Consider the following 22,766-nt stretch of genomic DNA (forward strand, 5'->3'; position numbering starts at 1 on the left):
CAAATTGATGTTTTTATAGCTTGACTCTTCCTAACTCCTCGATGACATCCGTTGCTAGCAAGCTGCTCGGATGCATGTGTCGTTCGACTTGTCGAGAAGCACGTGCATACCACTCCGCTCCTAACGCCAGTGTTCTTTCGATATCTCCTGTTGGATGTTGTGCAAGAAGGCTGGTTAATATACCAAACAGCGTATCCCCACTTCCTCCTTTGGCGAGACCACTTGATGCACCAGAGACGACGAATCCGCCTCCATCCGGTTTCGCGATTAAGATGACATGAGACTTCAAAACGACAGTTACTTGATGCAAGATGGCATAGTCGGTTGCCTGACCAAAAAGATCATCTTGAATACTTTCGACACTCTGATTCGTCATTCGGGCGAATTCACCGATATGCGGTGTGACGATGATTGGCGCGGTTCGTTCGGGATAACTTTCTTTTACTAGAGCTGCAGCATCTAGTACAACCGGCAAATCACTCTCAAGCAGATAGTCCACCCATGTTTCGACTGCCTTTTGCGATAATCCGGGACCGATTCCAACTGCTGAGACGGAGGGAATCATCTCCTGAATTGCTAGTAACGTCTGATCAATGACCATCGCTTCCGGCGCTTGGGCGATGATTCCATGTTTCGCAAGTGCCGTCGTTGCCACTTGTAGTTTACCGACTCCTGTTCGTAAGGCTGCCCGTGTCGCGAGTTGGATGGAACCCGGCATCGTCTCACTTCCACCAATCAATAGCGCCGTCCCGTACGTTCCTTTATGACCGTATGGTTCCCGCTTGAACAAGGCGGTCACACCCTTAGGTGATACGCGCCATTCACCGAATGTCGGTAATCCGATATCAATCGTTTCTAATTCGCCATAAAACGGTGCTGTTCGTATTAAAAAGGCAGATCGTTTCATTGCATGTAATTGGAATGTCACGTCTGCGCGAATCGCTGTCTCCTTAAATTCCGTTGCATGATCCGTCGGTACTCCGCTCGGTACATCCACTGCATAGATACGTGCCCCTTGTCGCTTTTGTTCCGATACGAATTCACATTGCGCTTCGAACACCTGATTCATCCGCTTTGGATCAAATCCCGTTCCATATAAGGCATCTAGAATGACATCATATTGACCACACGGTTGTTCGGTCACGAGTCCAAACGCTTCTGCATAATGAACATGAACGATGGATGTATCCGAACGATTTTCTCCAAATGGTGCATGTAGTGTGACATCAAATCCGTCGCGTATCAATTCGCGTCCAATGACATACCCATCCCCACCGTTATTGCCTGTCCCACATAAAATCAAGATTCGCTCCGTCTTTCTATGACGCTCCTTGATACGTGTTGCGATGTGACTTCCAGCTCGTTCCATCAGCACTTCAAGTGGCAGTCCGGATGTCCGTGCCCACTCATCGATTTGTCGCGCTTCTTGTGTATCATAAATCATCTTCTCATCACCTCTGTTCGACTATTCCCGTTTTGAACAGGACTAGTCTTTTAAAACGCAAAAAGAGGACGCCCGACCGGGCATCCTCTTTCATTTAAGATGTCATGCGTTGACAATTCGCACAGCGTCCATAAATTTCGAACTTATGATCCTCGACTTCAAAGCCAGTCTCTTGGACCGGAGAAACCCATTCCATCGGACAGACATTCAATGTTTCCGTCTTGCCGCAGATTCGGCATATCAAATGATGATGATGGTGTCCTGAAGCACAAGCTGCTCGGTATTTCATCTCACCGTCTAATTCCGTCACTTCTAATAAGTCGATTTCCGAAAAGTCATTCAAGTTTCGATAGATTGTATCATAACTTAACGAAGGATGAGACGTTCGAAGAGCTTCTGCTACTTCCCGCGCACTGACATAACGATTCACTTCAAACAGATACGATAGCAAATCGAGACGCTTCGGTGTCATTTTAAACCCAGAAGCCTTCATGCGTTCACGCGCTTGTTCGATGTTCGTCTTCATGTGTTTTCCCTCCTATCCAAAAACGTTCCAACAGCATCACGATGATCAGCTCAAGTACCGCAATCAAGACGATCATTCCGCCGGGTGCCAAATCGAACTGATAAGCCAGGATGAGTCCAAGTACTGTAGCGATTTCGCCGAAGATGATTGCTAAAAAGATTGTCATCTTAAAACTCTTCGCAATTCGAAGTGCTGCCGCAACCGGTAACGTGATTAAGCTTGAGACAAGCAAAATCCCAACGATTCGCATACTGATCGCAATGACAAGCGCAACGACGATCATAAAGAGAATATGCACTAAGCGAAGGCGAATCCCGGAAACGCGCGCCTGCTCCTCGTCAAAGGAGAGGAACAACAATTCCTTGTAAAAAGCAAAGACGAAGATGACGACGACGATCGTCACGATAAGAATCGTGTACACATCCGTCAAGGCGACAGCCGAGACCGTTCCAAACAAGAAGGAGACGAGATCCATTGAAAAGCCGTTCGCGAGACTGATGAATGTTGCCCCAAGCCCCATTCCCGTCGCCATGATGATCGGGATTGCGAGTTCTTGGAAGTGCTTGTACTTCGCACGCAACCAATCGATCGTAAGTGCCGCGATGACCGACGTCACGATTCCTAAATACAGTGGATTCAAGTCCGCTAATTGTGCGACCATTCCAGAAATCAAGAGACTGAGCGCAATCCCAGCTAGCGTGACGTGTGATAGTGCATCTGCGATCAGGCTCATCCGCCGGACGACGACGAACGAACCGATCAATGGTGCCGTGAATCCGATCAGAATGGCAGCCACCAAAGCGTACTGTAAAAACTTTAACGTCATGAACGCTTCAATCATTGGACACTCTTCCCTTCATGAACGAGGACACGTCCCGGAACCGGATAGAGGGAGCGGATCGTCTGTTCATCTAGTTCCCAGTATTCCTTGATGCCACAGTTACATCCTAAACGTCCATCGACCAGATGAATCACATCCGTGACAAGTTTACTGACGAAATGAATATCATGTGTGACAAGAACGAATGTCCGGCGCTTATCTCGACGAAGTTCTTCTAAGATCTCATAAAATTCTTTCACGTATCGCTGATCGACACCAACGGTTGGTTCATCCAAGATCATTAAATCAGGATCGTTGACGAGCGCACGTGCGATGAAAACACGTTGTTGTTGACCACCGGATAGGTCGCCGACTTTTGAATCGCGTCGCTCCCACATGCCGACCGTTTCGAGGGCCGTTCGTACTTTGTCTCGATCGTCGCGAGACAAGCGACGAAAGAGTCCTTTTTTAGCGTACAGTCCCATCTCAACGACTTCTGCGACAGTCACCGGAAAACCGGAGTTGAACGCTGCCGCTTTTTGCGAAACATAGCTGATCCGCCACCATTCATTGAATTGTGATTGGGATTGTCCAAATAAACGAATCGTTCCTTTCGGTTGCAATAACCCTAATATACATTTGATCAGCGTCGATTTTCCGGATCCATTTTCACCGACGATGGCTAAAAATTGCCCTTGCTCGACCTGAAACGAGACTTGATTCAACACCCGACGATCCGGGTAATCATAGCTGACTTGATCAATCTCGATGATTGGTGTTTCCATGTATTTTCACTCCTTCCGTTCTCGTAAAACGGAATAATTACGCCTTAATCAACTGTCTTATTATAGCGCTCGCCAATTATTGGTGCAACTCTAGCAACTTCCTATCCTCCTTAGAAAACATTCAAGGTACAATAAAGAAAGAAGCTAGCTGTTTCCGGCTTGTTCAGAGAGGGAATTCTTTTAGTGCACGCATCGCAGAGAGGAGTCGGAGTCATTTGAAACAAGAACTTGCAGTCATCGATATCGGTTCCAACTCGATTCGTTATGTCATCTTCCATCCGATCGCTTCTGGTCGCTATATCGAGAAGATTAATATTAAAGTCGTCGCCCGGTTATCTGCTCACATCAACGAGGATGGAGCACTCGATGATGAAGGCATCGCCTTACTCGAAGAAACATTACATCGTTTTTATGAAGTTGGTGTCACCCATGAAGTCGAAGAAACGATCTGTGTCGCGACAGCAGCCATCCGTAATGCAACGAACCGAGATGCCATCGTTGAATCCGTTACAGAAAACACGCCTTTTTCCATTCAGGTTCTGACAGATGAACAAGAAGCATACTATGGCTATTTTGCCATCATCAATTCGACCTTCCTGACTGATGGCTTTTCTGTCGATATCGGTGGTGGTTCCATGGAAGTCACCTTGATTGAAAATCGCGAAATGGTGGCGTATCACAGCTTTCCATTTGGTGCCGTCACTTTGACACGGCAATTCGTTTCGGACGAGACACTAAATACCAGCGATAAGAAAAAATTGGTGAAATTCCTACGGGAACAATTCGAATCGATTCCATGGCTGAGTGACAAAAAGCTTCCTTTAATCGGTGTCGGTGGTTCTGCCCGAAATTTCGTTCGGATCCATCAGTCGAATCAGGACTATCCCCTTCGAAGTGTTCATCAATATCAAATCAAAGCGAAAGAACTTGCGAAGATGGTCGACGATCTCGAAGGAAAGTCGGCGAAACAACTATCGAAAATCGAAGGACTATCAAAAGATCGAATTGATATCTTTCTGCCGGCATTGATTGCGATTCAAGAGTTAGCCCATCACATCGAAGCGGAAGAATTCGTCATGAGTAATCTCGGTCTTCGCGAAGGTCTTGTTTACGAGTTCGATGTGCAAGACGAAGCATACCGTCGGATTGAAAACGTACGTGAGCAAAGTCTCTATCAGCTCGAGAGCGACTATAAGGTCAATCGAGATCGTGCGTCATATATTGGAACACTCGCCAAATCGATGTACCGACAGCTCGTCACGCTCGACTTGATTTCAGAACGCGCGTCTGATCTACGACTGCTCGATTCAGCAAGTCGCTTATTTTATTGTGGACAATACATTAATCCAGATACACGATCGGACCAGACGTTCTACCTGTTGACGAATACCGAATTGAATGGCATGACGCACAAGGATCGCGTTGCTCTCTCGCTCGTCAGTTCCTATTCTTCTGCCAAGCGGATGAACCAGCTTGCAAAACCTTTTAAGGACTGGTTTACGGAAAAATCGCTGGATCGCTTCGACCTACTTGGATCTCTCCTCAAATTAAGTCATGCGCTCGACGTGACGGAGCGAAAAGCCGTCGATCACTTGGAGCTATTCCTTCAAAAGGATCAACTCCAGTTTGTCCTCGATACAGGCGATCATGATTATGGATTCGAAGTCGAAAAGGCGGAAAAACAAAAGAAACACCTGGAACGAATCATTGATTGTACGATTACCTTCGAAACGAAAGGAGATCTTCCTTCATGAAGCTCGACATACCGGAACATTTCAATAATCGTGAACTCAGCTGGCTCCAGTTCAATAAACGTGTACTGGATGAAGCGTTTGACACACGCAATCCGTTAATGGAACGTTTTAAGTTTCTCGGTATCTTTAGTTCCAATCTAGACGAATTCTATATGGTACGGGTCGGTGGTTTAAAGGATGAAGTACTCGCCGGATTCAATAAACCAGAAAATAAACAACAGATGACACCCAAACAACAGTTACGTGCGATCGCAGCGAAAACAAAAGAGTTAGTCGATCGGCAATACGAAGCATTTCAAGCAATCAATCAGACGTTATCCGATGAAGGCATTACATTCTTGAAATATGACGCCCTGACTTCGGAACAAACGACCTATGTAAAATCCTTTTTCCGTGAACAAGTCTTTCCGGTACTCACGCCCGTTGCCGTCGATGCCTATCGTCCGTTCCCGATGCTCTCGTCAAAATCACTTAACATCGCAACGGTACTCGAGGCAGAAGACGGGACGAAACGAAATTTGGCGCTCGTACAAGTACCTGCTGTTTTACCGAGATTCGTCGATTTACCAGTAGAAGATGACGAGACGACGGCTGTCATCTTACTCGAAGACGTCATCATCGCCTTCATCGATAGTCTATTCAAAGGCTATCGTGTGTTGTCTGCCATGCCGTTTCGGATTACGCGTAATGCCGACCTTCCGTTTCATGAGGAAGGTACGCATGACTTATTAAAGCTGATTGAGAAAGAATTAAAAAAACGGCGTTGGGGAGTCGCAATTCGACTCGAAGTCCAAAAAGCTGCCATCAATACCGAACTGCTCAACATGTTACGCGATGTGCTTGATTTGCAGGAACGCGACATCTTTGCCGTGGACGGTCCGATTGATTTAACGTTCTCCTTTGCCTTCTACAGTCAAATCGGTATTGAATATGATCATTTGATCTATCAGACGATCATGCCGGTCGACCCACCGGCACTCGATAGTTCAAAAAATCTGTTTAATCAATTACTGGAACGCGATTACCTCTTGCATCATCCGTATCATACGTTTGATCCTATCGTCCGGTTCATCGTCCAAGCGGCGAATGATCCGAACGTCCTTGCCATCAAACAAACGCTTTATCGCGTATCTGGTGACTCACCGATCATCAAGGCCTTAAAAACGGCAGCGGAGAACGGGAAACAGGTCACCGTCCTCGTTGAACTGAAGGCTCGATTCGACGAGGCGAAGAACATCGAGTGGGCAAAGCAACTGGAGAAAGCCGGCGCTCATGTCATTTACGGATATAGTGATTTAAAGACCCACTCAAAGATCACGCTCGTCGTTCGACTCCATGAAGGCAAGATTCAGCGTTTCGTCCATCTTGGTACCGGCAACTATAATGATTCGACGGCGAAACTATACACGGACGTCGGATTATTAACCGCTCGGGAAGAGATCGCCGAAGATGCGACGAACTTCTTCAATTGGTTATCCGGATACGGGGAACAGCCGGAATGGAACGTCATCCAAACTTCACCGAACGCGATGCTTGAGAAGTTCCTGTCATTGATTGATGAAGAGATTCATCATCATAAAAAACACGGAAACGGTCGAATCGTCGCCAAGATGAATAGTCTAACGGAAAAAGACATCATTTTACGGCTTTACAAGGCATCGCGCGCTGGTGTCCAAGTCGAACTCATCGTTCGGGGCGTCTGTTGTCTGCGTCCTGGTATTCCAGATGTTTCGGAGAACATTCGCGTCATCTCGATCGTCGATCGTTACTTGGAGCATTCACGCATCTTCTACTTCCATCACAACGGTCAGGATTTGATGTATGGATCAAGCGCAGACTGGATGACACGCAACATGCGAAAACGAATTGAAATCTTGTTCCCGATCATGGACGAAGAACATAAGGAGTATTTAAAGGATTGCCTCGCCCTCGCCCTGGCTGATAATGTAAAGTCGCGTGAGCAGGCAGCCGATGGATCCTATCATTACGTGAAGGAAGGAAAACAGAGCTGTGAATCTCAGCTGCTGATTCAAGACTATACGAGCGGCAAACTCAAACAAAAACCTAGTTTTACAACACCATTAACACAAAAGTGGATCACGATCGAAAAGAAGGAGGACAAAGTCATTCTTGATCAAAATGCTACATGATTCTGGTCATGTTTTACCACGTACTCTACTTCACATGCTGATTTACAGCAGAAAGGACGAAATGTATGCTTCAGCAAATCTTATTATCCCTTCTCGCCGGCGTCATCTGCGGCGTCGTGTTTACCGCACTGAAACTGCCGATTCCTGCCCCACCCGTTTTTCCAGCCGTCGTCGGAATCTTCGGTGTCTTCCTTGGGATGAAAATCTATCTATTTTTAGTAGAACGCTTTTTCTAATCCAAACAAAAACCGTTCTCTGACTGCCTCGTGCAGAAAGAGAACGGTTTTTTAATTATTTTTTTAAGGCTTCTGCGATCACACGATCCCAGTTGACCTCATCACATGCCGTCTCACACGTCGGTTCTACTTCGCATGTCGCACATTTCCCTTTTTTCGCCTTTTTCGTAAAGCGAACAAGTGAAAACCCTGCATAACCAAAGACGATGAGTCCGATAAGTATATCGATGAAATGCATTTGTTCTCCCCCTTAAGCGAACCCTAACCATTGTCCTGTTTGATAAATGATGAACGCCACCCCGTAAGCAACGAATAAGCCATATAAACTAGCAATCCACGTCCACTTCGCACTTCCAACTTCACGACGAATGACAGCGACCGTTGCTAAGCACGGGACGTAAAGTAAGACGAAGACCATGAAACTATACGCGCTGAGCGGTGTGAACTGTTGCGCAATATGACGTCCCAGTTCCGATTCATTGACAGCATAAATGATTGCCATCGTTGAGACAACCACTTCCTTCGCAAGAAATCCGGTAATAAGGGCGGCACCCGCCTGCCATGTTCCGAATCCAAGCGGTACGAGCACCGTGGCAATGATGCCACCGATCATCGCAAGAAAACTATCATTCATATTGACGTCCAGTCCACCGGGTCCTGTATAGGCGAGCAACCAAATAACGACTGATCCCCCAAAGATGAACGTTCCCGCTTTTCGAACAAATCCTTTTCCTTTTTGCCATGTGCTCCGCCATAGCGTTAACCCTTGTGGAATCCGGTATGGTGGTTGTTCGACCAAAAATAAGCTCGTCGCATCTTCTGCAGCTAACACTTTCGAAAAGACTTTTGCTGCAATGAGCGCCAGTACGATTCCAAGGATATAGAGCGATAAAACGACGAGTGCCTGATTCGTCGCAAAGAAGCTTCCCGCAAAAACAGCGTAAATCGGTAAACGAGCAGAACAAGACATGAATGGCGAGATAAAGATTGTCACTAAGCGCTCTCGCTCTTCTTCTACAGAACGAGCAGCCATGATCCCTGGTACATTACAACCGAAGCCAATGATCATCGGAATGAAGCTTTTCCCGTTTAAGCCAACCATCTGCATGAATCGATCCATGACGATCGCGACACGTGCCATGTAACCCGAATCTTCCAAAAATGAGATGAAGAAGAAGAGGACGAAGATTTGCGGGACGAATACCAGGACACCCCCAACCCCAGCCACGACACCTTCAACAAGTAAATCTTGAATGAACGGTGATGCACCAAGCGTACTTAACAGACTGACGAGCCCTTTTGAGAGTGGTCCAGCGATGAATCCATCCAGCAAATCTGACATCGGCGATCCAATCCAGTTGAACGTCACATGGAACAAAAGATAAAGAATCGCAAAGAAGATCGGTAATCCTAAAATCGGATGTGTGACGATGGCATCAATCCGTTCTGTCCAGTTCGTTCTTATCGTCTGTTCTTCCGTTACGACAGCAGCCCTCGTCGCCACTGCCCAGTGCCGGCGACATTCCGTGATATGCGCATGAACGAATCGTCCTAGCTGTTGTTCTAGCTGTTTACGAATCGTTGCGATCTGTGGTGTCCGTTGCTCTAACACGTCAACAAAAACACGATTCCCCGCTAAATATTGAACAGCCATCCACCGTTCCATTTCCGGCATATCGACGATTTCGAGGATATCCTCAATCGCCTGTTCGGTCTCTGAACCATAATCGATTCGAAGGACAGGCTGTGGTTTTTGTTGTAAGGAAGATAATAATACATCACACCCGTCACCCGTGCGGGCAACGATCGGGAAAACGTCAACGTGTAAGACGTTTGCTAAACGTATTGGATCGACTTTCATCCCACGATGATCGGCTACATCCATCATGTTCAGCCCAATTTGAAGAGGTTTTCCGATTTCCAGTAACTGAGCAGTTAATTGTAGATTTCGCTCAAGCTGGGACGCATCGATGATGTTGATCATCGAGTCAAACGACTCCTCCATTAAAAATCGAGCAACGACTGCTTCATCTGCAGACAATGGATCTAAGTCATATACGCCAGGTAAATCAATCAATTGCCCACGATTTCCACGCAACTGTCCGATTTTTTTGTCCACCGTGACCCCTGACCAGTTCCCGACGTGAGCATAGGAATTCGTCAATCGATTGAATAAAGACGTTTTTCCGGTATTCGGATTTCCGAGCAAGGCAATGCGTTGCGTCGTCATGGGACATACACCTCGATTCGTTTTGCATCACTGCGACGGATAGCAACCATTTGGTGATGATCCTGTTGCTCAATCGTCATAGGACCTTGAAATATCGCTTTTCGTCGCACGATGATCGGACATCCTTCATAAAAACCAAGCGCGAGTAATCGCCGACGTAATCGATCATCGATATGATTCATGTTCGTCATCACGACAGGCTGGTTCATTGGAACCGTAGCTAAATCCATCATAGCTGCTCCCCCATTTATCTTTACATTCATTGATAACAATTATCATTCCTGATTATAACACCATCGATTCCTTAGTTACATAGGAATTCAATAAATGAATCAACTGGATATGTTTGCCTCAATAATAAAAGCTCTGCTTTCCTGACCGAGATCAGGAAAAAGCAGAGCTTTTATTCACTTTCTTCCGTTGCTGCTGCCGTATCCACCGCATGCAGCATCTGTTGATGTAACCATCGGTGACAGGTCGGGCAAACCGTCTGATATCCTTCTGGTGTCAAATGCCATTCCAGTAACGACTGCCTAGACTCCTCACAATGCATACATTGACGCGCGACTTGTTCCAGATGATTTCGCTCCTTGAAGCGCTCGATTCGACGTTGTTTAGATTGTTCGAGTGTCAGTACATCCGTTTCGAAATACCCATACTGCCATGAATCAAGCAGACGCGTGCGAAACACGCCTTCGACCGGTCCAGTTTTAAGACCAAGTTGATCGAGTGGTCGTCCAAGTAAGGGATGACGTAAATCCACACTGATGAGATCAAGGCACACATATGACCCTTCCGAGTCGTCAGCATTCGTCAACCAAAATGGATCTTCTGGACGTGTCGTATACTCGGTGAACAAGGCTTCAGCATACGCCATGATACCGTCAGTCGTCGCAAGAAACACCTCTTCTCCCTCTACCAGTTCTGCCGGCAAATAAAACGGTTCCTTTGTTTCATAGTAGTGGACAACAGCTTTTCGTATCGCAAAACTAGTATCATCAACGACGAGTATATGACACATCACAGACACCCCTTTATGAGTTATTCGACCGGTGCTCCTAGAATCGGTAGACGCCAGTCTGCATCAAACGCACCCGAACGTAACATATCGATTTCTTGTTTATACGGTGCCACTTTTTTCTTTGGATCGAGACCGATGTATGGCGTCTCTAAGATTTTCGGTAAATGTGCCAGAGCAGGATGATGCACGACGCGATGTAAGGCATCAAATCCAATCTCACCAAAACCAATATTTTCATGACGGTCCTTTCGCGCACCACGGATATTCTTTGAGTCATTCACATGGATGACACCAAGACGATCCAGTCCAACGATCCGGTCGAATTGCTCAAGAACACCATCTAAGTCGTGCACGATATCGTATCCTGCATCATGCACGTGACATGTATCGAGACAGACGGACAGACGATCATGATGTGTGACGCCTTCGATGATTTGAGCAAGTTCCTCGAAGGTTTTTCCGATTTCCGATCCTTTTCCAGCCATCGTCTCAAGCGCGATCTTGACCTGTTCGTCACCTGTCAGTACTTCATTGAGTCCTTCGACAATCCGTTTGATTCCGATTTCTTCCCCAGCACCGACATGCGCACCAGGATGTAATACGATGTGTTGCGCCTTTTCAAGCGCTTCTGCTCGTTTAATTTCTGCTGCTAAAAACGAAACGGCGAGTTCGAATGTCTCGGGTTTCGTCGTATTCCCTAAGTTAATGATATACGGCGCATGCACGACGATTTCCTCTATTCCATTAGCACTCATATGTTGCAATGCTTCTTGAATCCGTAACTCTTCCATCGGCTTACGGCGTGTATTTTGAGGTGCTCCTGTATAGACCATCATCGTCGTTGCACCGTAAGATGCCGCTTCCTCACTTGCACCTAACAGCATTTTTTTCCCCGAAACGGAGACGTGTGAACCTATTTTCATGTTCTTTTCCACCTTTCTCTTTTTACAGTGTACCAAATCTTAAAAACAACAAGACACCCGAAAAATGTTTTTTCATTTCACGGGTGTCATCAATGGAATTATTTTGATTTGCGTGCGTTTTCTTTACGTTGCGCGCGACCGACACCACGTTGTTCTTTGATGCGTTCACGTTTTGCTGTTTCTTTCAGCTTATATTGATGCTTCTTCTTATAACCTGGTTTAACGCGTTTTTTCGCTTTTGCTGCTTCACCTGACAGACGGCTATGCGCTGTCTTCGAGACAGCAGTTTTCATATGCGGCTTCGCACGACGACGTTCTTTAACCTCGACGATTTGACTGCCTTTGACATCAACGTTCGTGAATTGAATGCCACGATCCTCTAAGCGATTGATCATACCGTTCTCGTGATCTTCAAACAGTGTATATGCCAATCCATCTTGATCGACGCGACCTGTCCGACCGACACGGTGGACGTAGAAGTCTAAATCTTTTGGAATACCGTGGTTGATGACGTGCGAGACACCTGAAATATCAATTCCGCGTGCTGCAAGATCCGTCACGATGACGTATTGATACTTCGCATCGTTGATTTCTTTGATGGCTTGTTTACGACGACGTGCCGGAAGATCTCCGTGAAGGGAACCAACGTTCAGTCCTGCTTCTAGGAACAAAGCTTCGACTTCGATTGCTTCTGCTTTTGTATTCGTAAAGATTAGACAAATATACGGATTCAGCGCTTTCGCGACTTTCAACGTCAATTGTGAGCGCTCACGATGCTTGACCGGAATCGTATGGTGAACGATTTTCTTCGCTGTCTGTTGTTTTGGATCCACATGCGCATAACGCGGGTTGTTCATGTATTTTTTCAAGAACGGTTGCAATTTCTCAGGAATCGTTGCTGAGAAGACCATCATCTGAAGCTGTTCTGGAAGAGCTTGCGCAATCCGGTCAACTTCTGGCAAGAAGCCCATGTCGAGCATTTGATCCGCTTCATCGATAACGTAGTGCTTCACGAAATGCGGTTTTAAAGCCTGTTCTTTGAATAGGTCTAAAATACGTCCCGGTGTTCCGATAACGATTTGAGGTGAGACTTTCACACGACCGATTTGACGTTCGCGATCCATTCCACCTGTAATAAGACTCGTCTTGATGAAGTCTGGTTCCTTCACGAGTAACGATTTCAGTTCTTCATGAATTTGCCAAGCAAGTTCGCGCGTTGGAGCAACGATGATTGCTTGTAATTCTTGAAGCTTTGGATCGACGTTTTGAACGATTGGAAGAAGGAACGATAACGTTTTTCCTGTTCCTGTTTGTGATTGACCGATGATATCGCGTCCCTTTACTGCAGCTGGGATGATCCGCGACTGAATGTCGGTCGGTTTTGTGATGCGGGCGTCATCGAGTGCTTCGATGACGAACGGGTGTAATTGATAATGGCTGAATCCATTCATGAATTGACACCGTCCTTTCCTTATTTGCTGAGGCTTCTGCCTCTCGATTAGTTCAACATGGTTATGGGTCTACTACCGTCATACAGATAGGAGTACGTATAAAAACGAGTTGGAATCTTTTTGTTTTTCGTATGAAGCTTCAATGCACTGAAGGCGACTTTCATCATCTCATCAGCACTCTGGACGACCGTCGCATCCATCGATTTCATGTCAACAGCTTCTAATATAGCACGATTCCCGTCTATGCCGACAATTATTTTTCCTTTGATCCCTGCTTTTTTCAATGCTTCGAGGACACCTAGCGCAATATCGTCATTGTGACAATAGACGGCATCAAACGGAATTCCTGACTCAATGACCTGTGTCATGACCTTTTCTGAAGTGACTGGGTCGTAATCCCCATTCACGGATTCGACGATTTCAAGTTCCGGCTCACGCTCAAGACCAGTCAAAAATCCCCGGTGTCGTTCATTCGTCGTATTGACGTTTGCCGTACCTGCGACTTCAATGATGTCGGCCGTAGCTCGTCCCGTCTGCTTGATGCGTTCGTGTTTGATGAATGAGGCAAGCTGTTCCCCGATCAATTGGTTATTCGAGGTAATCGAACTGACGACTGCATCGGAGCGAATCAATCGATCGATCGCGAAGACCGGAATCCCAGCACGAGCTGCCTCTTCTAACGTACTAGCAATATAGACATCATCAAGCGTCGTCACGAAGATTGCATCTACCTTCATTCGAATGAACTCTTGAATTTGCTCGCGTTCATTGATGCGTGAATTATGAGACGTCGCGACAACTGCTTCGTATTTATTCAGTTTGGCTTGTGTCTTAAACGCATCGACGAGCCGTTGCGCAAATTCATGTTTATCATTGACGATCGTGAAGCCGACGAGATGACGGCGTGGACTCGGATCCGGATTGACGAATAAATTGGAAATGAACAAAACGGATGAAATCCAAACAATCAGGACGAATAACCAGGCCTTATTGAATTTCATTCCGTTTGCTCCTTTCGAGGTAAGTGGACTTGAATCGTCGTACCGACACCCGGCTTACTATCAAAGATCATCTTGCCTTTATGATCACGAACGATTTGCTTCGACATGAAGAGTCCAAGTCCATTGCCATCGACTTTTGATGTCTTGAACGCTTGACCGACATGATCAATCTGATTTCCATCCATCCCTACCCCATTATCCTGAACAATGAAGACGACTTCTTCTGGATAAACGTGGACATGCAGATGACAGATTCCATCCGGTCCTTTAAACGCGACAGCTTGAAGGGCATTTCGAACACAGTTTGCTAAAATCTGCAAAATCCCCTCTTCTGATGCATAAATCTTTGGCATGAAGGAAGGTGTATAAATCTTGCAGTCCGCTTCGTAATGATGAGCTTCCGCTTCTAAGATATATGTCAGCTTCTTCATTAAATCATTCATGTCAATCGTCGTTTTTTGAAGTGCGTTGTTTTCGCCTTTCGATAAATCAAGCATCGTTTGAATCATGCCATTTGCTCGATCCAGTTCCGATAAGGCGAGAATCAACATTTCTGGATCACGATCCTTTTCTGCTGCTAACAACTGTAACGTCATCTTGACTGGTGTTAGTGGATTGCGGATTTCGTGGGCAATTCCTGCTGCTAGTTGACCGAGTGATGCTAATTTTTCTTGATGTAACATCGTTTGTTGTTGACTCAACTGCTCAAGGCGCGCATTTTCCATCCGTTGAGCGTACTCGTTATAGGCAGCAACGAGTGTCTTGACTTCGTTTGATCCGGCACGCTCGAGAACAATCGGTTTGGGTGAGCTGCTTTTCTCGATCTTCTTCACAAGTTCAAGCATCGGTGCTGTCAATTGTTTTGACATCAAATAGCCGACGATCAGACTGAGGACGAGCGTCAAGGCAGCGATGATCAAATACTGTTGCCGTGTCGTGTAAACTGGTTCATAAAAGACGCTTCGTGGCGTTCGAACGAGAATCTTCCAATCCGTCACCTTCAAATCTTTCGCGAAGTAATACATGTCTTGGTTCGTACTAAAAATCTCAGAAGGTTCTACCGACTGAAAAGCGCGATCGATGACATTTTTTGATAATAAGCGCTCTTCATCCGGTACCAGATTACTGGATGTGGCTAATAATTCTTTTTTGCTATTGAACAGGTAGGCGATCGTCTGATCGTCAAATGATTCAAGCGAATTCCGAAAGACGATCGAGTTCATGACACTTAACCCACCACCAAAGACACCGACGCGTTCATTGCCGTCTCGAACCGGAACGAACATATAGGTGACAGCATCTGACTCCATCGTATACAGCTTACTCATATGAAAGTCCGTACTCGTCAACGTTTGCAAGAATTCATCATCTTTCAGGATCGTACTGTTTTCTATACGTCGATCCTCACTTGAGAACCAAGTGACTTGCTTCGTCTGTCGATCAAAGTAGAAGAAACTCTTAAATCCTGTATCAATGTCTATTAGATTCGATTCTTCAATTTTTTGTTTCAGCTTTTCGGGGTTTTTGACATTCAACTGCAAGCTCATGATCTCTTCATGCAGATTCCCAATATTGTCGCGAATCGCATTTCCTGAGACCTCGACACTCTTCTCGCTTTGTTTCTCTGTTTGTTGCTCGACCCGGGAAATCGTGACCCGGTCCGCAGTGAAGGCAAGCGCTGAAATGACAAGACAAATCAGGATGAATAAGACAGCGGTGATTTGAAAAAAATACGACCGCATCATTTTCTTAGACTCCATCCCTTCGCCTCCCTTTTGAATAATTGACAACTTCATTAGTATAGCATGTTCTGTAGATGAAACAGACTCCTCTATTTTCATTCAGCTTCAATCAATGGTACACTCTAACTAATCATTCTTTTTCACAAAGGGAGAATCCATAACTATGCTAGTAAAAAAAATCAGCCCCCGCGGCTATTGTTACGGTGTCGTCGATGCAATGAAACTTGCACAACAAGCGGCATTGAATAAAGACTTGCCACGTCCGATCCATATTTTAGGAATGATCGTCCACAATGCTCACGTGACACGTGAGTTCGAAAATATGGGGGTCATCACTGTCGATGGTCCCGATCGCCTTGAAGCGTTAGAGACGATTCAAGAGGGCACTGTCATCTTTACTGCACACGGCATTTCACCTGCAGTTTATGCGCGTGCTGCTGAGAAGAACTTACACGTCGTCGATGCAACATGTCCTGACGTGACGCGTACGCACGATTTGATTCGACAAGTCGTCGCGGATGATTATGAAGTCATCTACGTCGGCAAACACGGACATCCGGAACCTGAAGGTGCAGTCGGTGTAGCACCAGAGCATGTGCACCTCATCGAAAAAGTCGAAGATATTGATGAACTTCCGCCTCAGCTTGCCCACAAAAAAATCATCGTCACGAATCAGACGACGATGAGCCAATGGGATGTCCAAGCTTTGATGGAACACGTTCGTAAAAAGTATCCGCATGTAGAAGTACACAATGAAATCTGTAACGCAACACAAGTCCGGCAAGAAGCGGTGGCTGATCAAGCAGGAGACTGCGATCTCGTCATCGTCGTCGGGGACCCGCGTTCGAACAACTCGAACCGTTTGGCACAAGTATCCTTCGATATCGCTGGCACTCCAGCGCATCGGATTGGTGATCTGACAGAACTTGATTTGACTTGGCTCGAAGGTGTCACGCAAGTTGGTGTCACATCAGGTGCATCAACGCCAACACCGATCACGAAAAAGGTCATCGATTTCCTACAACAATATGATCCTGCTGATATCAGTACGCATGACAAGACACCGTTCCTTGAATTACGACGCATCTTGCCTAAAGTCAAAGTACTTTAATCATTACAATCGATACAGCAAAACCGAGTCGCGATCGTCATTCGCGACTCGGTTTTTTTATTACTAAATACGACGGTAGCATCGACGTATTCCATTCGATTCATCATAAAAACTGAAACGGATTCGTATTCGCTGTTGAAATCAGCAGTTCGACGTCGATTTTTTTCTGTTCGAATCGACGCTTCAATTCGTTGAAGACGCCTTCCTTCATGACCGACTCTACATGATGTCCCGGATCGACGACTGCTAGTCCAAGTGCCATCGCATCATGCGCCACATGGAAATAGAGATCGCCTGTCACAAGGACATCCGCTCCCGCAAATGCTGCAGTCGAGACGTACTTATTGCCGTCACCACCAAGGACCGCAACTTTTTGGATGTGGCGTGATTCGTCTCCTACGAAGCGTAAGTTTTGTACACCAAACGCATTGCGAACATGCTCTGCAAATTCCCGCAACGTCATTGCTTCCGGTAACCGACCAATCCGTCCAAGACCAAGTGATGTTGCCGGGCGTTCTTGACGAATGAGATCATAGGCGACTTCCTCATATGGATGAGCCTGTTTCATCGCTCGAATGACTTGTTTCTGATTCAGTTCCGTGACGATCGTCTCGATTCGGACTTCTGAAACGCGTTCGAGTCGCCCTGCTTCACCGATATACGGGGTAGCTTCCGTCAACGGTCGGAATTGACCCGTTCCATTGACGTGGAATTGACAATCACTGTAGTCCCCTTCTTTTCCTGCTCCCGCTTGTGCAAGGGCTGTTGAAACGCGCTCTACAGCCTCGTTCGGTACGAAGACACTTAGTTTATATTGTGTGTTTTCAAACGTCGGTGCTAGTACTTCACAAGACTCAAGACCAAGCGCATCTGCCATCCAGTCATTGACCCCGCCTGGTGTCACGTCAAGGTTCGTATGCGCAGCATACACCGCAATATCGTGTTTGATACATTTTGTGACGATGCGTCCTGTTGCAGAACGATCCGTCACATTTGCTAACTTACTAAAAATCGGTGGATGATGCGCAATGATGAGATCGACCTTCTTTTCAATCGCTTCATCCACGACAGACTCCAAGACATCAAGTGTCACGAGCACACGTTTGACGTCCTTGTTCAATGTTCCGATTTGTAGACCAATCGGATCACCTTCGAGTGCGAATTTTTTCGGAGCAAATGCTTCAAATTGCTCAATGACATGGTTCCCATTCGCCATTAGTTCGTCACCTCTTCCATCTTTTGAATCAATTGTTCGATGGCTTCGATTTTTTCTGATAAAACCTCCGTTGCTTGTCCTTGTTTCATCTGAGCTAGGATATACTCTCGCTTTTGTTTTTCGATCTGCCATTTTTCGATGAATTCTGGTGCACGTTCCCGCATTAACTGTGGTCCAAAGAACAATTCCCACTGACGTGTTGTTTCGTCCTCTGAGTAAAGTGTTTCATCTCCACGTTCTGCAACGAGAATTTCATAGATCTTCCCGTTCTCCTCGACAATCGCTTCAGACAATAACGCATAAGAATTCGTCAGCAACCACTTCCGAACATCGACTGCATCGACATTCGGTTGAAGAATCAAGCGTTCCTCACCTGACAACCGATCTTTTCCTTCTTCAAGGATAGAGGCAATCAGCGTTCCGCCCATTCCCGCAATCGTAATCGCTGTTGCTTCGCCCGGCTTCAAAACCGATAAGCCACTTCCTAAACGGACATCAATCTGTGATTCAAGACCGACAAGCGCCACTTGTCCTTTTGCCGCTTCCATCGGTCCTTCATTCACCTCTCCTGCAATCGCACGCTCGATTTTCTTTTGTTGTACACAAAAACAAGGTACGAATGCATGATCTGATCCAATATCTGCGAGGATCGCTCCTTGTGGAATATACGACACGACTTTTTGGAGTCGTTGATCCAATACGACGTTCATTTGCATCATCTTCATCCTTCCTATTTTCCGAAAAACTCTCTTTTAAAAATAGCGGATTTACGCTAAAAAAGATACCATACACCACAAAAAAACATCCATCTCGTAACGAGATAGATGCCCTTGTTCTTATTTCTTAGCAGCTAACCATTTGGCTAGAACAGCTGCTTCTTCGTCATTCGCAAGACCGCCAGGCATTTGCCCTTTACCGTTCATTGCGATGTTCTTAATTTCGTCTTCTTTCAGCTTCGCGCCGATCTTTGTTAAGTTCGGACCTGCTCCGCCTTCTAAGTTTCCACCGTGACATCCTGTACATCCTTTAGATGCAAACAAGTCTTCCGGCTTCATTTCTGCAGTTGACGGCCCTTTACGAGCTTCCTTCACCTGATCGACCCCAAAGTAAGACAATGAAATCATAGCGATGATGGCGATGACTGCGATCGCCGCGAACGGTACTAATGGATTACGCATTTGGATTCCCCCCATATTCTATACCCAACCAAGTTGGTGACTGAATGGTATTCCCCATTACTATTCTACTGTAAAAAAAACAGGGAAGGAAGAAAAAAACGAAACTTTTTTCTTCCTTCCCACTAAAATTTCATATATTCTTCACACTTTGAATTAATCGAGGAAATCTTTCAAGCGTTTTGAACGACTCGGATGACGTAACTTCCGAAGTGCTTTTGCTTCGATTTGACGAATCCGCTCACGTGTAACACCAAATACTTTTCCGACTTCTTCAAGTGTCCGTGTTCGACCATCGTCAAGACCAAAACGAAGACGGAGGACGTTTTCTTCACGATCCGTCAGTGTATCTAACACATCTTCGAGTTGTTCTTTCAAGAGTTCATATGCCGCAGCATCTTGTGGTGCTGTCGCATCTTGGTCCTCGATGAAATCTCCGAGATGTGAATCGTCCTCTTCCCCGATTGGAGTTTCAAGAGAAACCGGCTCTTGCGCAATTTTCAGGATTTCACGGACTTTTTCCGGCGTGATTTCCATCTCTTTCGAAATTTCTTCCGGTGATGGTTCACGTCCGAGATCTTGCAAGAGTTGACGCTGGACACGAATCAATTTATTGATCGTCTCAACCATGTGAACCGGAATTCGGATTGTCCGCGCTTGGTCAGCAATCGCACGTGTGATTGCCTGACGAATCCACCATGTTGCATACGTCGAGAATTTATATCCCTTCGTATAGTCGAATTTTTCGACCGCTTTGATCAGACCCATGTTGCCTTCTTGAATCAAATCAAGGAACAACATACCGCGTCCGACATAACGCTTCGCAATCGAAACGACGAGACGTAAGTTTGCTTCCGCCAATCGTTTTTTTGCTTCTTCATCGTTTTGCTCGATTCGTTTAGCGAGTTCGACTTCGTCTTCTGCATTCAACAGATCAACGCGGCCGATTTCTTTTAGATACATCCGGACAGGGTCATTGATCTTGACACCAGGAGGAACAGACAAATCGTTTAGATCCGCCTCTTCTTTTTCGTCCCCTGTGCCGTCATTGTTGACCTTGATACCTTCTGTTTCAAGCAATTGAAGGAATTCCTCGAATTGCTGAGCATCCATTGATTCGAACGAACTTAGTTTGTCTTCGATCTTTTGGTGTGACAATTCACCATTTTTATGTCCGAGCGCGATGAGTTCCTCTTTCGCGAGACGGAGTAATTCAGCTTCTGATCTTGCTTTTTCTGCCATCGAACCATACACTCCTTCCACATCATGCAGCAGGTCATCGATCTTTTAAACGACGCTTCCGTTCTATGATCGCCTGCATCAGCTCCGCTTGAGCACGGATATCTGTTTGTTGATTCAATCGTGACTTTTCTTCTTCTAACAACCGACGTTGCTGTTCATTTTGGACGGCACGAATATAGTGACTGAGTAAATCAGGATCATACTCAGGCATCAGCATGAACTCTAAATCCGCTACGATTCGTTGCAAAGAAGCGTCGTGCAACATCGTCAAAAAACGATCAGGACTTCCTTGCGTACCTGCTCCGTAAAATTCATATAGCTTGCCGGCAATCAATTGGTGTGCCGGATCATTGAATTGGACACCTAGTTGCTCTCGCACTTCAAGACATACTTCTTCTGAACGGATCATGTAGGCAAGCAAGAAGCGTTCTGCCTTTTTCCAGTTCGCGAACGTTCGGTCAGGAGGTGCTGTCGGTAGAGCAGCTGGGCGATCGGAAACGATTTGTTCTCTCTTCGGTTGTTGGACGGTTGGACGCACTTGTGCGATCAAGGAGTCTTTCGAGAGTTTAAATTCCTCAGAAAGTTTTCCTAAATAAATGTCCCGTAACAACGGATTGGATGTTCGACCAATCTCTTCAAGCATAGTTTCAATATATCGAACGCGTTCTCCTTCTAATCGCAAGTTTTTTCCTTGTCGAAAATAAAAAGATTTGAATTCAAGACTTGAAACCCGTTCTTGTTCAATCCAGTGTAAAAACGTCTCTTCGCCCTGATTCCCAATGAAGGAATCCGGGTCTTCGCCATCCGGTAAACGGATGACGGAACAGTCGACGGCAACGGCTTCAAGCAATTGTAGGGCTTTTAACGTCGCAGCGCGTCCTGCCTTGTCTCCGTCATAACAAATAATGACTTCATCGACGATACGTGCTAGGTTTTGGGCATGAACCGGTGTTAAGGCTGTTCCTAAAGAGGCTACCGTATAAGGTATACCCGCTTGAGCGACACGCACAACATCAAGATTCCCCTCAACGAGGACGACTTGTTTGATTTTGCGCATCGCCCCTCGTGCTTGAGCGAATCCGAATAACAGTTCACTTTTATTGAACAAAGGTGTTTCCGCTGTATTGACATACTTCGGATCACGACCATCAATCGAACGTCCACTAAATCCGACGATCGTGCCATCACGATCGGAGATAGGAAATACGACTCGACCGTTGAATCGATCTCGATAATCGCCATCGCGTCCGATTGAAATCAATCCCGCTTCGACCATCTCATCTAAATCAAACCCACGCCGTGCCAAGGAATCCACTGTAAAACGATCTTGATCCGGTGCATACCCGAGTCGGAACTCACGCATCGCACCCTCACGGATACCACGATTCTCTAAATAGATCCGTCCCGCGTCGCCTGCTTCCGTTTGAATCAACACCTCATGATACAACTCGGTGACGATCCGATGTGCCTCGCGCATCCGGAACTTCTTTTCCTGTTCAGGTGTCGATTCCGATTGTTCGAATCGATCCGGCTCCAGTTCTGGAAGTGTGACATCGCTGCGATCAGCTAATTTAGAGACGGCTTCCTTGAAACTCATTCCTTCTGTTTCCATGACGAAAGTGATCGCGTTTCCACCTGCACCACATCCAAAACAGTAGTACATCCCTTTATCAGGAGAAACAGAAAAGGAAGGTGATTTCTCAGAATGAAACGGGCAAAGCCCTGAATATCGATTCCCTTGTTTTTTTAATTCTACACGTTCTGAAATCAATTCGACGATGTCCGTTGCTTGGCGGACCTGATCGACGATTTCATCAGGAATTCGCTTCATTCCGTCCTCTCCCCTTTCCTTGAGAACTTATCCTTACATGACCATACCCGCAATGAAACGGAACGATGACTCGTTCCGTTTCATTAGAAAAAGGGCATTATCTCATTT

At 46.0% G+C, this 22,766-nt stretch carries 21 protein-coding genes; 4 read left to right on the forward strand and 17 right to left on the reverse strand.

Annotated elements, in window-relative coordinates; genetic code table 11:
- Window positions 1-13: 13 nt before the first annotated feature.
- The 4 genes from B3G15_RS03115 to B3G15_RS03130 all read right to left on the reverse strand — a co-directional run bounded on the left by B3G15_RS03115 (window position 14) and on the right by B3G15_RS03130 (window position 3,575).
- Complete coding sequence (locus tag B3G15_RS03115; RefSeq protein WP_290715552.1) at window positions 14-1,444, reverse strand: NAD(P)H-hydrate dehydratase; 1,431 nt, start codon at window positions 1,442-1,444, stop codon at window positions 14-16.
- 94 nt (window positions 1,445-1,538) lie between these two features.
- Window positions 1,539-1,970 carry a Fur family transcriptional regulator gene (locus B3G15_RS03120; protein ID WP_023467528.1) on the reverse strand — a complete coding sequence of 144 codons (432 nt, stop codon included), beginning with the start codon at window positions 1,968-1,970 and terminating at the stop codon, window positions 1,539-1,541.
- The gene (locus B3G15_RS03125) at window positions 1,942-2,811 is read right to left on the reverse strand and encodes a metal ABC transporter permease (protein WP_023467527.1); all 870 of its coding nucleotides are present in this window, start codon (window positions 2,809-2,811) and stop codon (window positions 1,942-1,944) included. Before B3G15_RS03125 ends, B3G15_RS03120 begins: the two co-directional genes overlap by 29 nt.
- Window positions 2,808-3,575 carry a metal ABC transporter ATP-binding protein gene (locus tag B3G15_RS03130; protein WP_023467526.1) on the reverse strand — a complete coding sequence of 256 codons (768 nt, stop codon included), beginning with the start codon at window positions 3,573-3,575 and terminating at the stop codon, window positions 2,808-2,810. The genes B3G15_RS03125 and B3G15_RS03130 overlap by 4 nt, the downstream gene beginning before the upstream one ends.
- Before the next feature lie 215 nt (window positions 3,576-3,790).
- Between B3G15_RS03130 and B3G15_RS03135 the strand changes: the two genes are divergently transcribed.
- The 3 genes from B3G15_RS03135 to B3G15_RS03145 all read left to right on the forward strand — a co-directional run bounded on the left by B3G15_RS03135 (window position 3,791) and on the right by B3G15_RS03145 (window position 7,715).
- The gene (locus B3G15_RS03135; protein WP_023467525.1) at window positions 3,791-5,329 is read left to right on the forward strand and encodes a Ppx/GppA phosphatase family protein; all 1,539 of its coding nucleotides are present in this window, start codon (window positions 3,791-3,793) and stop codon (window positions 5,327-5,329) included.
- Window positions 5,326-7,479 (forward strand): RNA degradosome polyphosphate kinase, encoded by a 2,154-nt coding sequence (locus tag B3G15_RS03140; protein ID WP_064300311.1) that lies wholly within the window; start codon window positions 5,326-5,328, stop codon window positions 7,477-7,479. Before B3G15_RS03135 ends, B3G15_RS03140 begins: the two co-directional genes overlap by 4 nt.
- Before the next feature lie 65 nt (window positions 7,480-7,544).
- Window positions 7,545-7,715, forward strand: coding sequence for a XapX domain-containing protein (locus B3G15_RS03145; RefSeq protein WP_023467523.1), 171 nt, complete (start codon window positions 7,545-7,547; stop codon window positions 7,713-7,715).
- A gap of 55 nt (window positions 7,716-7,770) precedes the next feature.
- Here B3G15_RS03145 and B3G15_RS03150 read toward each other — a convergent pair whose 3' ends face one another.
- The 8 genes from B3G15_RS03150 to B3G15_RS03185 form a co-directional block, all read right to left on the reverse strand.
- Window positions 7,771-7,953 carry a FeoB-associated Cys-rich membrane protein gene (locus tag B3G15_RS03150; RefSeq protein WP_087679837.1) on the reverse strand — a complete coding sequence of 61 codons (183 nt, stop codon included), beginning with the start codon at window positions 7,951-7,953 and terminating at the stop codon, window positions 7,771-7,773.
- Between the two features lie 12 nt (window positions 7,954-7,965).
- Window positions 7,966-9,945 (reverse strand): ferrous iron transport protein B, encoded by a 1,980-nt coding sequence (gene feoB / locus B3G15_RS03155; RefSeq protein WP_290715564.1) that lies wholly within the window; start codon window positions 9,943-9,945, stop codon window positions 7,966-7,968.
- A complete protein-coding gene (locus B3G15_RS03160; protein WP_290715567.1) occupies window positions 9,942-10,178 on the reverse strand; it encodes a FeoA family protein in 237 nt (78 codons plus the stop codon). The genes feoB and B3G15_RS03160 overlap by 4 nt, the downstream gene beginning before the upstream one ends.
- 170 nt (window positions 10,179-10,348) lie before the next feature.
- Window positions 10,349-10,966: a hypothetical protein gene (locus tag B3G15_RS03165; protein WP_064300312.1), complete on the reverse strand. Its 618-nt coding sequence runs from the start codon at window positions 10,964-10,966 to the stop codon at window positions 10,349-10,351.
- A 20-nt stretch (window positions 10,967-10,986) separates the two neighbouring features.
- On the reverse strand, window positions 10,987-11,889 hold the full coding sequence (locus B3G15_RS03170) for a deoxyribonuclease IV (protein WP_058712880.1): 903 nt from the start codon (window positions 11,887-11,889) through the stop codon (window positions 10,987-10,989).
- Between the two features lie 98 nt (window positions 11,890-11,987).
- Window positions 11,988-13,340 (reverse strand): DEAD/DEAH box helicase, encoded by a 1,353-nt coding sequence (locus B3G15_RS03175; RefSeq protein ID WP_064300313.1) that lies wholly within the window; start codon window positions 13,338-13,340, stop codon window positions 11,988-11,990.
- A 47-nt stretch (window positions 13,341-13,387) separates the two neighbouring features.
- Window positions 13,388-14,341 (reverse strand): sugar ABC transporter substrate-binding protein, encoded by a 954-nt coding sequence (locus B3G15_RS03180; protein ID WP_064300314.1) that lies wholly within the window; start codon window positions 14,339-14,341, stop codon window positions 13,388-13,390.
- Window positions 14,338-16,101 (reverse strand): two-component system sensor histidine kinase NtrB, encoded by a 1,764-nt coding sequence (locus B3G15_RS03185; RefSeq protein ID WP_290715575.1) that lies wholly within the window; start codon window positions 16,099-16,101, stop codon window positions 14,338-14,340. The genes B3G15_RS03180 and B3G15_RS03185 overlap by 4 nt, the downstream gene beginning before the upstream one ends.
- A 145-nt stretch (window positions 16,102-16,246) precedes the next feature.
- Here B3G15_RS03185 and B3G15_RS03190 point away from each other — a divergent pair, with 145 nt between their 5' ends.
- Window positions 16,247-17,194: a 4-hydroxy-3-methylbut-2-enyl diphosphate reductase gene (locus B3G15_RS03190; RefSeq protein ID WP_029341043.1), complete on the forward strand. Its 948-nt coding sequence runs from the start codon at window positions 16,247-16,249 to the stop codon at window positions 17,192-17,194.
- 103 nt (window positions 17,195-17,297) lie between these two features.
- Here B3G15_RS03190 and B3G15_RS03195 read toward each other — a convergent pair whose 3' ends face one another.
- The 5 genes from B3G15_RS03195 to dnaG form a co-directional block, all read right to left on the reverse strand.
- Window positions 17,298-18,410 carry a Nif3-like dinuclear metal center hexameric protein gene (locus B3G15_RS03195; protein ID WP_290715580.1) on the reverse strand — a complete coding sequence of 371 codons (1,113 nt, stop codon included), beginning with the start codon at window positions 18,408-18,410 and terminating at the stop codon, window positions 17,298-17,300.
- Window positions 18,410-19,129 carry a tRNA (adenine(22)-N(1))-methyltransferase TrmK gene (locus B3G15_RS03200; RefSeq protein WP_326188407.1) on the reverse strand — a complete coding sequence of 240 codons (720 nt, stop codon included), beginning with the start codon at window positions 19,127-19,129 and terminating at the stop codon, window positions 18,410-18,412. Before B3G15_RS03200 ends, B3G15_RS03195 begins: the two co-directional genes overlap by 1 nt.
- Before the next feature lie 117 nt (window positions 19,130-19,246).
- The gene (gene cccA / locus B3G15_RS03205) at window positions 19,247-19,588 is read right to left on the reverse strand and encodes a cytochrome c550 (protein WP_035398358.1); all 342 of its coding nucleotides are present in this window, start codon (window positions 19,586-19,588) and stop codon (window positions 19,247-19,249) included.
- Between the two features lie 153 nt (window positions 19,589-19,741).
- A complete protein-coding gene (gene rpoD, locus B3G15_RS03210) occupies window positions 19,742-20,827 on the reverse strand; it encodes an RNA polymerase sigma factor RpoD (protein ID WP_023467512.1) in 1,086 nt (361 codons plus the stop codon).
- A 34-nt stretch (window positions 20,828-20,861) separates the two neighbouring features.
- Window positions 20,862-22,658 (reverse strand): DNA primase, encoded by a 1,797-nt coding sequence (gene dnaG / locus B3G15_RS03215; protein ID WP_023467510.1) that lies wholly within the window; start codon window positions 22,656-22,658, stop codon window positions 20,862-20,864.
- Window positions 22,659-22,766: the final 108 nt, after the last annotated feature.

The organism is Exiguobacterium sp. UBA1053, assembly GCF_002316465.1.
Taxonomy (GTDB): domain Bacteria; phylum Bacillota; class Bacilli; order Exiguobacteriales; family Exiguobacteriaceae; genus Exiguobacterium_A; species Exiguobacterium_A abrahamii.

What these genes read in the sequence shown, in the direction of transcription:
- B3G15_RS03115 (WP_290715552.1), bottom strand. Translation starts at nt 1,444, where the DNA reads ATGATTTATGATACACAAGAAGCGCGACAAATCGATGAGTGGGCACGG.
- B3G15_RS03120 (WP_023467528.1), bottom strand. Translation starts at nt 1,970, where the DNA reads ATGAAGACGAACATCGAACAAGCGCGTGAACGCATGAAGGCTTCTGGG.
- B3G15_RS03125 (WP_023467527.1), bottom strand. Translation starts at nt 2,811, where the DNA reads ATGATTGAAGCGTTCATGACGTTAAAGTTTTTACAGTACGCTTTGGTG.
- B3G15_RS03130 (WP_023467526.1), bottom strand. Translation starts at nt 3,575, where the DNA reads ATGGAAACACCAATCATCGAGATTGATCAAGTCAGCTATGATTACCCG.
- B3G15_RS03140 (WP_064300311.1), top strand. Translation starts at nt 5,326, where the DNA reads ATGAAGCTCGACATACCGGAACATTTCAATAATCGTGAACTCAGCTGG.
- B3G15_RS03145 (WP_023467523.1), top strand. Translation starts at nt 7,545, where the DNA reads ATGCTTCAGCAAATCTTATTATCCCTTCTCGCCGGCGTCATCTGCGGC.
- B3G15_RS03150 (WP_087679837.1), bottom strand. Translation starts at nt 7,953, where the DNA reads ATGCATTTCATCGATATACTTATCGGACTCATCGTCTTTGGTTATGCA.
- feoB (WP_290715564.1), bottom strand. Translation starts at nt 9,945, where the DNA reads ATGACGACGCAACGCATTGCCTTGCTCGGAAATCCGAATACCGGAAAA.
- B3G15_RS03160 (WP_290715567.1), bottom strand. Translation starts at nt 10,178, where the DNA reads ATGATGGATTTAGCTACGGTTCCAATGAACCAGCCTGTCGTGATGACG.
- B3G15_RS03165 (WP_064300312.1), bottom strand. Translation starts at nt 10,966, where the DNA reads ATGTGTCATATACTCGTCGTTGATGATACTAGTTTTGCGATACGAAAA.
- B3G15_RS03170 (WP_058712880.1), bottom strand. Translation starts at nt 11,889, where the DNA reads ATGAAAATAGGTTCACACGTCTCCGTTTCGGGGAAAAAAATGCTGTTA.
- B3G15_RS03175 (WP_064300313.1), bottom strand. Translation starts at nt 13,340, where the DNA reads ATGAATGGATTCAGCCATTATCAATTACACCCGTTCGTCATCGAAGCA.
- B3G15_RS03180 (WP_064300314.1), bottom strand. Translation starts at nt 14,341, where the DNA reads ATGAAATTCAATAAGGCCTGGTTATTCGTCCTGATTGTTTGGATTTCA.
- B3G15_RS03185 (WP_290715575.1), bottom strand. Translation starts at nt 16,101, where the DNA reads ATGGAGTCTAAGAAAATGATGCGGTCGTATTTTTTTCAAATCACCGCT.
- B3G15_RS03190 (WP_029341043.1), top strand. Translation starts at nt 16,247, where the DNA reads ATGCTAGTAAAAAAAATCAGCCCCCGCGGCTATTGTTACGGTGTCGTC.
- B3G15_RS03195 (WP_290715580.1), bottom strand. Translation starts at nt 18,410, where the DNA reads ATGGCGAATGGGAACCATGTCATTGAGCAATTTGAAGCATTTGCTCCG.
- B3G15_RS03200 (WP_326188407.1), bottom strand. Translation starts at nt 19,129, where the DNA reads ATGATGCAAATGAACGTCGTATTGGATCAACGACTCCAAAAAGTCGTG.
- cccA (WP_035398358.1), bottom strand. Translation starts at nt 19,588, where the DNA reads ATGCGTAATCCATTAGTACCGTTCGCGGCGATCGCAGTCATCGCCATC.
- rpoD (WP_023467512.1), bottom strand. Translation starts at nt 20,827, where the DNA reads ATGGCAGAAAAAGCAAGATCAGAAGCTGAATTACTCCGTCTCGCGAAA.
- dnaG (WP_023467510.1), bottom strand. Translation starts at nt 22,658, where the DNA reads ATGAAGCGAATTCCTGATGAAATCGTCGATCAGGTCCGCCAAGCAACG.